This is a genomic window from Chloracidobacterium sp. D, from assembly GCF_018304685.1.
Lineage (GTDB): Bacteria > Acidobacteriota > Blastocatellia > Chloracidobacteriales > Chloracidobacteriaceae > Chloracidobacterium > Chloracidobacterium thermophilum.
Genome location: NZ_CP072634.1, coordinates 1 through 12,170, shown reverse-complemented (window position 1 = coordinate 12,170; position 12,170 = coordinate 1). Strand labels below are relative to the sequence as shown.

10 protein-coding genes and 1 pseudogene are annotated in these 12,170 nt (G+C 59.4%); 4 read left to right on the top strand and 7 right to left on the bottom strand.

Going from position 1 to position 12,170, the window contains the following annotated elements:
* Positions 1 to 30 precede the first annotated feature (30 nt).
* A complete protein-coding gene (locus J8C01_RS00055) occupies positions 31 to 894 on the bottom strand; it encodes a hypothetical protein (RefSeq protein ID WP_211431968.1) in 864 nt (287 codons plus the stop codon).
* Positions 895 to 931: 37 nt separating this feature from the next.
* A complete protein-coding gene (gene asnS, locus J8C01_RS00050; protein WP_211431967.1) occupies positions 932 to 2,248 on the bottom strand; it encodes an asparagine--tRNA ligase in 1,317 nt (438 codons plus the stop codon).
* Positions 2,249 to 2,325: 77 nt separating this feature from the next.
* On the opposite strand from asnS, the gene folE reads away from it, so the two are divergent.
* The 3 genes from folE to J8C01_RS00035 are packed head-to-tail and all read left to right on the top strand — an operon-like array spanning position 2,326 to position 5,039.
* Entirely contained in the window at positions 2,326 to 2,949 is a 624-nt protein-coding gene (gene folE, locus J8C01_RS00045) for a GTP cyclohydrolase I (protein WP_014098527.1), read from the top strand.
* An 18-nt stretch (positions 2,950 to 2,967) separates the two neighbouring features.
* On the top strand, positions 2,968 to 3,420 hold the full coding sequence (locus tag J8C01_RS00040) for a hypothetical protein (protein ID WP_014098526.1): 453 nt from the start codon (positions 2,968 to 2,970) through the stop codon (positions 3,418 to 3,420).
* An 8-nt stretch (positions 3,421 to 3,428) separates the two neighbouring features.
* Positions 3,429 to 5,039 carry an acyl-CoA carboxylase subunit beta gene (locus tag J8C01_RS00035; protein WP_249355454.1) on the top strand — a complete coding sequence of 537 codons (1,611 nt, stop codon included), beginning with the start codon at positions 3,429 to 3,431 and terminating at the stop codon, positions 5,037 to 5,039.
* 571 nt (positions 5,040 to 5,610) lie between these two features.
* Here J8C01_RS00035 and J8C01_RS15265 read toward each other — a convergent pair.
* The 4 genes and pseudogenes from J8C01_RS15265 to J8C01_RS00015 form a co-directional block, all read right to left on the bottom strand.
* Positions 5,611 to 6,156: pseudogene (locus tag J8C01_RS15265) on the bottom strand (NYN domain-containing protein); the annotation flags it as partial.
* A gap of 178 nt (positions 6,157 to 6,334) precedes the next feature.
* Positions 6,335 to 6,637: a P-II family nitrogen regulator gene (locus J8C01_RS00025; protein WP_014098523.1), complete on the bottom strand. Its 303-nt coding sequence runs from the start codon at positions 6,635 to 6,637 to the stop codon at positions 6,335 to 6,337.
* A 20-nt stretch (positions 6,638 to 6,657) separates the two neighbouring features.
* Complete coding sequence (locus J8C01_RS00020; RefSeq protein ID WP_211431964.1) at positions 6,658 to 7,743, bottom strand: sodium-dependent bicarbonate transport family permease; 1,086 nt, start codon at positions 7,741 to 7,743, stop codon at positions 6,658 to 6,660.
* 75 nt (positions 7,744 to 7,818) lie between these two features.
* Positions 7,819 to 8,592, bottom strand: a complete 774-nt coding sequence (locus J8C01_RS00015) for a carbonic anhydrase (protein ID WP_249355453.1) — start codon at positions 8,590 to 8,592, stop codon at positions 7,819 to 7,821.
* Positions 8,593 to 8,837: 245 nt separating this feature from the next.
* On the opposite strand from J8C01_RS00015, the gene J8C01_RS00010 reads away from it, so the two are divergent.
* Positions 8,838 to 10,502 carry a Ppx/GppA phosphatase family protein gene (locus J8C01_RS00010; protein ID WP_211431963.1) on the top strand — a complete coding sequence of 555 codons (1,665 nt, stop codon included), beginning with the start codon at positions 8,838 to 8,840 and terminating at the stop codon, positions 10,500 to 10,502.
* A gap of 273 nt (positions 10,503 to 10,775) precedes the next feature.
* Here the strand turns inward: J8C01_RS00010 and dnaA are convergent, their stop codons facing one another.
* Positions 10,776 to 12,170 carry a chromosomal replication initiator protein DnaA gene (gene dnaA / locus J8C01_RS00005; RefSeq protein ID WP_014098519.1) on the bottom strand — a complete coding sequence of 465 codons (1,395 nt, stop codon included), beginning with the start codon at positions 12,168 to 12,170 and terminating at the stop codon, positions 10,776 to 10,778.

The following is a 12,170-nucleotide window of genomic DNA, read 5'->3' as shown; positions in this document are numbered from 1 at the left end:
GTTCGGCAGCCGGTGCTTCTCCGTTGAGTCTCAGTTGAGGGTCTTGTTGCCGGGCGTGTCCTTCTCGATGCGTGCGCCGCCGTAGTTGCGGTAACGAACGCCGCTGCGGTCGGCATAAAATGAGTAGCGGCCATCGTAGTTGTGCCGCTTGGGAACGGCATAGACAGCAAAGTCCCGGCGGTCGGGCGTCAGCTCGATTTCAATCGTGTGCCCGAAGATTTCGCCGTTTTCGAGCGATGCCAGCAGGCGGGCGATGTCTTCCCGGAACTGGTTCCGGTACGCAACAAGTTCCGGGAGCGTGCCGTACTGCCCCCGGTTGTTGCGGGCAAACACCTGCTCGATTTCCACCAACTGCGTCACCAGCCGCGCCATGGCGTCTTCGTTCTGAAACATTCGGATGAAGACACCTTCTTCGCTCAACTTGAAGAAGCTTTCGCCGTGGGCCAGGGCCAGGGCCTGGGTTTCACGGTCGCCGATGAGCCAGCGTCCGTTGCTGCGAATGAGTCCAACCGAGGCCGTTTCAGTTTGTGGCGACTGGTTGCCGGGTGCAGCCTCAGCCGGCACGACGACAAACACCGTGGCGTCATCTCCGGTGATGGTTTCGCCGCTCGTCGTGAGCTTTTCAGGAATCTTTCCGATCAGCTTGAGAAATTCCGGCTTCAGTTCGTCCAACTGCTGGGGCGTCATTTTTTCAACGGCCGGGCCGCAGACGTGCAGTTGGAAAGCCTCAGTCAACCGCTGCTCCCGCAGCAGGCGGTAAAACATCTGGACGGTATCCGTTGGCGTCAGCCCAGAAGCCGGCTTTGGGCTGGTTGGCGACTGGGCAGCCGCACTGCCCGTCAACCAACCTGCCAGCAAGAGCGCCAACCAGAGTGACGTAGTTTTCAGCCGCATTGTGGTCTCGCTGCACCTTTCTGTATTTTTTCGGGTTTCAGGGCCGCAGCCGGTACAGCATGCGCGGGAAAGGTATCGTTTCGCGGACGTGCTCCAGACCGCATAACCAGGCAACACACCGCTCAATGCCCATGCCAAAGCCAGCGTGGGGCACCGTGCCGTACCGGCGCAGGTCAAGATACCACTCAAAAGCTTCGCGGGGCAGGTTGTGCTCGGCGATCCGCTGTGCGAGCCGGTCGTAGGATTGCATGCGCTGGCCGCCGCCGATGATTTCCCCATAGCCCTCCGGGGCGAGCACGTCCATGCACAGGGCCAGTTCCGGGCGTTCCGGGTCTTCTTCCATGTAGAATGCTTTGACCTGCGCCGGATAGCGGTGGACGATCACCGGCCGGTCAAACTGCTGTGCCAGGTAGGTCTCATCCGGCGCACCGAAGTCGCCTCCCCAGACAAAATCGTGTTCGAGCTTGCCGGCCAGATGCGCCTCGTGAAGCATCCGCACAGCTTCATCGTAGGGCAGGCGTGGAAACGGCGCGGCAATGGCTTCCAGCTTGCTTGTATCGCGTTCGAGCAGCTTGAGTTCTTCCCGGCGGCGCTCCAGGACGCGCGCCACGATGAAGCTCAGGAAACGCTCAGCCAGCACCATCATGTCTTCCAGCGTTGCGTAGGCAACTTCCGGTTCGACCATCCAGAACTCTGTCAGATGGCGGCGGGTCTTGGACTTTTCGGCCCGAAACGTCGGGCCGAAGCAATAGACCTTGCCGAAGGCGGCAGCAGTGGCTTCGTTGTAAAGCTGCCCCGACTGCGTCAGGTAGGCTTTGCCGTCGTCGAAGTAATCCAGCTCGAACAGGGTCGTGGTGCCTTCACAGGCCGCCGGCGTCAGGATGGGGGTGTCGGCCAGAATGAAGCCATCGTTGTCGAGAAAGTCGCGGACCGCGCGGACAACTTCGTGCCGGACGCGCAGGATGGCGTGCTGCCGTTTGGAGCGCAGCCACAGGTGGCGGTGGTCCATCAGAAACTCGATGCCGTGTTCCTTGGGCGTGATGGGGTAGTCCTGCGTCAGTTGAACGATGGTGAGGTCGTGTACGTCAAGTTCGTACACACCGGGTCGTTTGGGGTGTTCGCGGGGCATCCCGGTGACGATGATGGAAGATTCCTGGGTCAGCGCCGCCGCCCGGTTCCAGACTTCTTCGGAAACAGCGTTTTTGGAAACTATTCCCTGCACGATCCCGGAACCGTCCCGGATTTCGAGAAACAGCAGTTTTCCGCTCGAACGGGCGTTGTAAAGCCAACCCTTGATGGTGACGGTCTGCCCAAGGTTGGCGGCAAAATCAGCAATCCGCACGTGATTCGTCATGGTTGTTTCAATATCGTTGGGAGCATCACGGGACAAACTTGTGATAGCGTGAGCCTTGTCACGATTGTGGGAATAGCATGCCGAAGCACGACGAGCAAACCAAGCCAGAGAGCAATGAGGGGATGGAACTGCTGACGGCAGCGCGCGCCCTGCAACGCATGCTGGAGGCGCTGCGGCTGACCGCAGACCGTGATACTCATCTGGAGCGCACGGCGGAAAACGTTGCGGAGTTCTGGGCGGAGTTTTTTGCACCCTTCATTGCAGACCAGCCACCGCCGGTGGTTTCAACCTTTCCGGCCGCAGAGCTGTCCGGTCAGTTCATTGCCGTTGGCGGGATGTCGTTCCATTCGATGTGCGCCCACCATCTGACGCCGTTTTTCGGCGCAGCTTACGTGGCTTACGTCCCCGCCGCGCTGGCGATGGGCATTGGCGCGCCGGCCAAACTGCTTGAGCACGCGGCACGCCGGCCGCAGCTTCAGGAACGCCTGGCCATGGATGTCGCTACTGCTATCGAGCGGGTGTGTCATCCCCAAGGCGTGGCCGTCTGCCTGATTGCGCGTCAGATGTGCATGGAAATGCGCGGCGTTCGCGCGGACGGGTCTGTGGAAAGCACCGTCCTGCGGGGATGCTTTCAGGAAGCCCCGTGGCGCGAGCAGTTTTTCAACTATCTTTCCCGCCAGGCAACCAGCCGGGGCGGGTGATATGGAGTCTCATCAGGAATGATTCGTACCAAGTCCTTTGCAACCGGTTTCACTGGATTGGTTCTGGCGTTTGGTATCGGCGGACAAGCGTCTGTCGGGCATACCGTCGTCGAGCCTGCCGTCGTGCAGGAACCCACGACCGGCGTCGCTCCCAAGCCCAAAGCCCCGTGGAAAGCGCAGGAGGAGTTTCACTCCGTCCTGGCCGGAACGTTTCACCCGATGGAAGATGGCGACTTTGGCCCGGTACGCAAACGGGCGGCTGAAATGGCCCGCAAGGCCCGGCTGTGGGCGCGTTCCCGGCCGCCCAAGGGCTATGATGCAGCAGCACTCCGTCCACTGCTGGCAAAGCTCGAACGGGAGGCGGCTGAGGTCGCCCAACTTGTGGCCCGGCAGGCCAGCGATGAGGAAATCAAAGCGGCGCTCAACAAACTCCACGACCGCTACCACGAAATTGCGGGCGAATGTCGCTGAAAACCACGATGTCGCAGAATCTGGAACGCCTGACGGCCGAACTGCGGGAACTTGAAGCCCGGCTCCGACTGGGCGGCGGTGAAGCCAAAATCGAGCGCCTCCACGCCCAAGGGAAGCTGACGGCCCGCGAACGCATTGCCGGGTTGCTCGATCCCGGTTCCCCCTTCCTCGAAATAGGCCTGCTCGTGGCCTACGACCGGTATGACGGACAAGCGCCGGCAGCCGGCGTGGTGACGGGTATCGGACGCTGCCACGGACGCGAGATTGTGGTTGTAGCCAATGACCCCACGGTAAAGGCCGGCGCCTGGTTTCCCGAAACCATTACGAAGATGCTGCGGGCCCAGGAAGTGGCCATGCGCTGCCGTGTGCCGATTGTCTACCTGGTGGATTCGGCCGGCGTCAACCTGCCCTATCAGGGAGGCGTCTTTCCCGGACAGTATGGCGCGGCCCGGCTGTTTTACTACAACTCGCTGATGCGCCGGCATCTGCGCATACCACAACTGGCTGCCGTGATGGGGCAGTGCATTGCCGGCGGCGCCTATCTGCCGGCACTGTCGGATGTCATCGTCATGGTTGAAGGCACGAGTTTCATGGGCCTTGGCGGGGTCAACCTCGTGCGCGGAGCGACGGGGCAGACCTCGGACCCGGAAGCTTTAGGCGGTGCGCGGATGCACACCACGGTTTCCGGTGTGGCACATTACCGTGAGCCGGATGATGCGGCCTGTCTGGCGCGGCTCCGGCGGTTGGTGGCGGAGCTGCCGCCACCGCCGCCCCGTGCCGTTTCGGTTGCACCGGCGCGGCCTCCCCGGCGCGACCCACGGGAGGCATATCAAATCCTGCCGGCCGATCACCGGCTTCCCTACGATGTTGAAGCCCTGCTTGACACCCTGCTGGATGCTGATTCCTTCGATGAGTTTCAGGCCGATTACGCCCGTGAAATGATTTGCGCCCACGCTCGGGTCGAAGGCATCCCGGTTGGGTTGATTGCCAACCGGCGGGGCCTCATCAAGTCCACCGGCGACCGGCCACCGCGCTTCGGCGGCATTGTCTATCGGGAAAGCGCCGAGAAGGTGGCCTACTTCATCGAAACCTGCAACCGGCACCGCCTGCCCCTGCTTTTCGTGCAGGATGTGTCGGGCTTTATGGTCGGCGTCGAAGCCGAGCAGTCCGGCATCATCCGCGCCGGCGCTCACTTCGTTGAAGCCATGGCGACGGCCACCGTGCCCAAGCTGGTGCTGACGGTCAACCATGCGTCGGGTGCTGGCTACTACGCCATGGCCGGACAGGGTTTCGACCCGAACTTCATCTTCTCGCTGCCCACCGGACGCATGGGCGTCATGGAAGGTGAATCGGCCGTCATGGCGCTGTTTTCAGCCCAACTGGAACGGCTCAAGGCGGAAGGAAAATCGCCGGACGCCGACTTGCAGGCGGAAATGGATGCCGTTCGGGCCACCTACGAAGCGCAGCTCGATGCCCGGTTTGCGGCAGCGCGTGGTTTCTGCGATGCCGTGCTGCCGCCGGAGGACCTCCGTCCAATGCTCCGGCTGGCGCTTGAAACCTGTCTCAATCAGCCCGGTCCACACCTTGGGCCATTTGTGCTGACGGGAAACCTGCTGTAGTCCGTAACTTCGACGCCAGCGTGTTGATTTTGTCGCCCCGGAGGTCAGGTGCTCAGCGTTGCCCGACCTTCGGGCTTTGCTCAGCTCCTGGTGTGTCGCTGCCAACCGTATCGCCTTCGGTGCCAGGTTCCGGCCTACCGGTTTCGGGCAGTTCCGGCGAAGGCACAAGGGCCGACAGCTCCAAGGTAGAACCGGGCATCGCTTCGGCTGGTAGTTCTGATGCCTCCCATTCACCAGCCATCACGACGGGATGTTCGCCAGACTGGAGCGCCCCCACAACGATATTGTCCACGGTGACAGGCGGTGGTTCGACAACCGCCGGCACTGTTTCCAGGGGTGCTGTTCCCGATGATGCCGTTTCCGTCGGCTGGGTGGGTTTTCCAACAAGTTCTCCCGTGCCCCCTGAAACCGGTGGCTGACTGGGTTGTTCATCAGGTACTTCAACGCTGCCGGTTTCTGCCGGAGAGGCCGTGGCTCCACTCAATTCGGGTTTCTCAGCCGGGCGATCCGGTGAAATTGACCACTCTCCACTTGGACGCAGAGCTTCTGTCTGTTGCGAGTCCCGCTTGCTTGGAGACTTGCTGATGTCGGTCACGATGGCATCCAGTTCGTGAAAGCGGTCGGCAACGTCAATCAGGCGCGGCGAAGTGTTGGCACGGAAGCCAGCCACCTCAACCCGTACCCCCTTGTAGGCAATCACATTGAGGGCATAAGTAAAGTCTTCATCCCCGCTGACGAGGATAGCCGTGTCGTACTTGTCGGCCAGTGACAGCATATCCACGGCAATTTCGACATCGAGGTTGGCCTTTTTGGTTCCGTCCGGGAAGGTTTTGAGTTCTTTCTGTACGACACGGTAGCCGTTGCGGCGCATCCAGAGCAGAAACCCCTGCTGGCGCTCCGCCTGCTGGTCCACTCCGGTATAAAAGAAGGCCCGCAGCAGCGGGTCCTCCCCCCGGAGGTAGGCCAGGAGCTTGGCGTAGTCTATTTCGACGCCAGCCGACCGCGCGGCGTGAAACAGGTTATTGCCATCAATGAAGATCGCTACCCGGCCACGGTTTGATGGAGCATGAGCGAGATGCGATCCGGAGGAACTGCTCCGGAGATCATTGGATGCCATGCGACTGCTTTCTGTGAACTGAATAAACGGTCAGGAATGTGAAAAGCCGCCTCGTTTTTGGCTTGTCAACATTCTAGTTTCAGTTGGAAAGCAAGTCAAAAGCTGCACAGAAATTCCTGGCACCAGGCTGTGAAGGCAACCTCTCCAGACGCTGGCGGGTCACGACCAGAGTGTCACGCTATGTGAACTTTTCAACGCGCAGGATGCTCACCGTCTGCATGTAAACCACGGTGGCATAGTGTGGCAGGTAGCGATCGGCGATGTGTGCCAGAATGCTGTTGGCAACAGGCTCCGGCACGATGGTCTCGATGCGGACGTTCTCCCCTTCCCACTCGCTCTTTCGCGCGCCGTGCCAACCCTCGCCATGCACCCGGCTGGCCGTATAGCCACGCGCCCCCAGAGCCAGGATTTCCTTCGTCAGACGTGGCTCCAGCTCGTCTTCGGTAATAATCACCACGAGCTTCATCTCGAATGTTTTCATCGGTGTCCTCCTTTTCAGACCTACAGCCCATAGACCCTGGTGGCAATGAAGTGGTACAGCGGCAGCCCGACAATAATGTTGAACGGAAAGGTGATGGCCAGGGAGGCCGTGAGGTAGTAGGTCGGGCTGGCTTTCGGCAGTGCGACGCGACACGCCGCCGGTGCAGCAATATATGAAGCGCTGGCGGCCAGAACGCCCAAGACCGTCGCTCCCGCCATGGTCATTCCCGCAAGCCGACCGGCAAAGATGCCTGCCACAGCGCTGGCAATGGGCATCAGAATGCCAAAGGCAACGAGAAACGGACCGACTTTCTTCAGGTCTTCCAGACGCCGCCCGGTCACGAGACCGGCTTCAAGCAGGAACAGGGTCAGGACGCCCCGGAATGGCGTGTCAAACCACGGGGCTACCTGCTCCCAGCCGCGCTTCCCTGAAACATAACCAACAATGAGAAACCCAATGAGCAGCAGGGTGCTTTTCCCGGCCAGCAATTCCCGCAGAACCTCGCCCATCGTCCCGCCTTCCCCGGCGTCCAGCGAATCCTCACGACTCTGCAGGCGGGCGATGATGATGGCCACCAGAATGGCCGGAACTTCCATGATGGCTAACAGCGAAGGCATGAACCCTTCGTAGTTGAGTCCCTGCGCCTGATAGACCGCCAAAGCTGCCGGGGCATCGGCCGCTGTCCCGGCAGCAACAGCACCGGCCTCGATGGCGGCCCGCAAGGCTTCTTCCTTGAGCGTGTCGTGGAAGGCAATGGCCTCGCCAAAGGTCACAGCGGACACCGAGCCATAGTGGGCTGCGATGGCCGCCGCGTTCCAGACGTTGAACTTTCCTAGCTGCCGCAGGATGTAATAACTCACTATCGGAATAATGACTCCCAGCGCAATCGTTGCCAGGCCCGGTCGCCAGAAGTCGCTCAGATGACTGATGGAAAGCTTGTAGCCGCCCTTGAGACCGATGGCGACGAGAAGGTAAATCGTCAGCGCTGTGTAGAGGTCTTCGGGAAATTTCAGGTCGCTTTTGACGCGGGTGGCAATGACGCCAAGGATGAAAGCGAGCACCATTGGCGACAACAAGCTCAAGAACATCGCTTGGGTAGCGTTCATGGTTTTCCTCTCGTGCGTGGGTGTGTGGCTGGTGGTCGGCTGGCACAGCAGCGCTATGCCAGCCTGGTGGATGCACTACTCGACGAGCGTGATGAGACCGGTGTCAATGTCATAGACGCCGCCGACGATCTTGATCTTGCCCTCACGAAACCGCTTGGCCAGGACCGGCTCAAGGTTTTTGAGCTTTTCGACCTGCATGCGGACGTTTTCCCGGACGGCGTTTTCGACTTCATCGCCGGGCTGGCCCTTGACCTGCTGGGCAGCAGGCTTGATGTCGTTGATGAGGGTGACAATGTGCCCTGGCACCTCCGGCACCCGGACAGCCGCCTGCACTGCGCCGCATTTCGTGTGCCCCAGCACGAAGATGAGCTTGGCACCAAGCACTTCCTCAGCAAACTCGATACTTCCCCACGAAGCGTAGGTTGAAACCTGGCCGGCGGTCCGAACGATGAACAGGTCGCCCAGTCCCTGGTCAAAGACGATTTCGTTGGGCACCCGGGAATCAGAGCAGCCGATGATGATGGCAAAGGGTTTTTGCCCTTTGGCCGTTTCACGAATCCGCGCAATGTCCTGGCGGGGATGGATGGTTTCGCCGGCGGCAAAGCGGCGATTGCCTTCGAGCAGTACCTTGAGGGCGGCTTCGGGGTCGGCCTGAAGTTGCTCATTTGTCAGCGCCGGTGTGCTTTTGGGCGTCTTTTCCTGTGGCGTGACAGCGGGCTGACTGACAGCCGGCTTTGCTGGTGACTTGGACTGGGCAATGGCAGTGGGATGAACAAAGGCCAGCGCCATAAGAGGCGCAAAACAACAGCAAGCCAATCGTCGCTCAAAGGTGTGTCTTGGGGACGACATTCAGGTAATATCCTCCGTAAGGCGAAAGTGGTGGGCTGGCGTCTCCCACCCCGCCGTCCTTCCCAGCAGGATGGCTGCGGCGGGAGTGCCAAACCGAAGTTCATTGACGTTGCCCCCACTTTCGCACTGTCTTCATGGCGTGTCAGTTACTTGAGGTGCGGTCAATCTTTTGCTAGCCTCGCCAACGTTGTATGTCGTAGTTGGCTTCATCTCTGCCGGCCTCTGGTTGGAATCATCCCACCTCCTTGGAACTCACATTGCCTGCGGCTACCCGTCAAAGCATCTCACCCAGGCCGGGTTCAGCACTTCACCGCGTTGCGGCGATAGACGTTGGCTCAAACTCGATCCATCTCATCATTGCTGAAGCCCGTCCGGGAGAAAGACTGCGTATCATTGAACGGGAGAAAGACACCGTACGCCTGGCCGCCGGTCTTACCGAGACTCACCACCTGACGGATGAAAAAATCAAAGCTGCCGTCGCCACGCTCCGTCGTTTCACCGACCTGGCGCATGCGCACGACGTGACAGCCGTGTTAGTGGTGGCGACGAGCGCCATCCGGGAAGCCTGGAACCGGGACGTGTTCCTTCAGCGTGTTGAGCAGGAGATCGGGCTGAAAGTTGAGATTCTCCCCGGCGTCGAGGAAGCCCGTCTCATTGCTCTGGCGGTCGCTGAAGTTACCGATTTCCAGGGTGAACGCGGACTCATCATTGACGTCGGGGGCGGAAGCACCGAGTTCATTCTGACGGACGGCCAGACGCCAACCTATCTGGCCTCGGTCAAGCTGGGCGCAGTTCGTCTTCAGGAGCAGTTTCTGAGCCGGCAGGACCCACCTTCGCGCGCTGAAATTGAAGCCCTCACCACCTACATTCAGAGCGGCCTTGCCCGGACGGTACGTGAAATCCAGGAGGCCGGAGGTTTTCAGCGGGTCGTCGGAACCTCTGGAACCATCCTCGCCCTTGCCGCTGCCAAGCCCGATACACACTCCCTGGAAACAAAGGCCCCAGCGCCCAAGAAGGTCGCATTTACATCCTTTGCATCAGAACTGACCTATGCAGAGCTGCAAGCCCTCAACCGCCGTCTGCAACGGATGCCGCACAAAGCGCGACGCAAACTTCCCGGTGTGGACAGTCGCCGGGCTGACATCATCGTTGCCGGCGGCATCCTGCTGGAGACCATTTTCCGGGAACTGGGTATTCAACATCTGACTACCTGCGAGTGGTCGCTGCGGGAAGGAGTTGTCATCAACTACCTGCGTGAACAGGGCTGGTCGCTTTCCCATACGCCTCTGTCAGCCGGGGACATCCGGGAGCACAGTATTCTCTCCGTTGCCCGCCGGTATGCCTACGAAGCCGGCCACGCCCACCACACCGCCAAGCTTGCTGAGCAGATTTTCGACCAGACCCTGCCCCTCCACGGATTGGGCATGCGTGAACGGGAATGGCTTCGCTACGCGGCGCTGCTGCACGATATTGGCTACCACATCGCACACACAAGCCATCACAAACATGCGATGTACCTCATTCGTCACGCCGAGCTTCCCGGCTTCCATACACACGAGATAGCCATCATTGCCAATCTGGCGCGCTACCACCGTGGCTCACTTCCAAAACGCAAGCACGAAGACTTCACCCGCCTTCTGCCGGTCCATCAGGAAACCGTCACCAGGCTGATTCCCATCCTGCGCCTCGCCGATGCCCTTGACCGTCGCCACGGCGGCAAAGTCAAGGAAGTCATTGTGGAGATGCAGGACCAGAGCCTGCAGATTGTGCCCATTTCCGTGGACAACACGGACATCAGCCTGGAAGTGTGGTGCGCCCAGCAGGTGCTGCCGATTTGGGCAACGGTCTTTCCCGGTTTGAAGGTCGAGATTTGCCCTGAGCAGGCGGCCCATGCGGCTATGTACCGCTGATTCCGGGCGGGCATCTTTTACTACGCTTCATGAAATATCCACATGGATCATGATCTAGTAGTCCTAGTAGGGCCTGTGGAAATGTGGAAAAAAATTACAAGTTATTGATTTTAGAACACTTGGATTTGAATTCGGCTGTGGAAAAAGCTGTGGAAAAAAAGCCCTTTCCTGTGGAACCTGTGGAAAACTTCGGGAGGTGGGCAGAGTTTTCCACAGGTTCCACAGGTCATCCACAGGCAGTTTTCCACAGATCTGTGGAAAACTCCCCTAAGTCTATTTCAATGAACTAATTAGGTTGTTGATGAGCCTGTGGAAATCGTTTTGGGTCTGGTAGAGGCGGGAAATCTTCTCGCAACTGTGGAGCACGGTTGTATGGTGCTTGTTGCCGAAGTGGCGTCCGATTTCAGGCAGGCTGTGGTTGGTGAGCTGCTTGCACAAGTACATGGCGACTTGCCGTGGCACCGCGATATTGCGTGAGTTGTTCTTTGATTTGAGGTCAGCCACCCGCAGCCCGTAGTGGTCGCTGACGACCCGCTGGATCATTTCAATGGTGATAGGGCGTTCTTCTTCCTCAATGTTGAGGACCTCTTTGCACAGCTCAATGTCAATCGGGCGCTGCTTGAGTGAGGCGTATGCCACCAGCCGGATGAGTGACCCTTCCAGCTCACGGATGTTCGACTTGATTTTTCCGGCGATGAACAGGGCCACGTTGTCACTCAGGTCAATTTTTTCCAGATCAGCCTTGCGTTTCAGAATGGCGACCTTGGTCTCCAAGTCAGGCGGCTGAAGGTCAGCAATAAGTCCCCACTCGAAACGGGAGTGAAGGCGCTCCTCCAGCGTAGGGATTTCACGTGGTGGGCAGTCGCTGGAAATAACAATCTGCTTCTGGGCATCGTAGAGGGCGTTGAAGGTGTGGAAGAACTCTTCCTGGGTGCGTTCTTTGCCGGCAATGAACTGAATATCGTCAATCAGCAGCACGTCAATGCTCCGGTACTTCTCGCGGAACGCCTGGGCTTTGTCGTACCGGATGGCATTGATGAGTTCGTTCATGAACTTTTCCGAGGAGATGTACACCAACCGCATGTGGCGGTCCCGGTTGCGGATGGCATGACCGATGGCGTGCATCAGGTGAGTCTTGCCAAGCCCCACGCCGCCATAGATGAACAGGGGGTTGTAGGTGCGGGTCGGCGTGTCAGCTACCGCCATGGCAGCGGCGCGCGCAAACTGATTGCACGAGCCGACAACAAAGGTGTCAAAGGTGTATTTTGGGTTGAGCGGGAGTTCGAGGGGTTCAAGGTCAACAATGCGTGCGCCCGCCAACCCCTCGGAGAGTTCGCTGTCAAAGACACCAAAGGAAAAGGCATCTTTGCCTGACTTGGGAGACTCATCGTCAAGCAACCCGTTGGCAGACTTGGGTTCAGGTGACTCCGTATAGACAAACACCAAGCGCGCCCCACCGCATCCAACGGCTTTCAGGGCTTCTTCGACATACTCATGGTAGGTCTCTGTAATCCAGTCCTCATAGCTTCGGTTGGGAACGCGGAGGTAAATGGTGTCCCCCTGGCAGGCATGCAATGTCACCGGCTTGAACCACGTGCTGAAGCTTTCGTGGTTGATACGCCTTTCGATCTCCCTCAGAAAGGCAGTCCACTTTTCGTCGTCCATCAT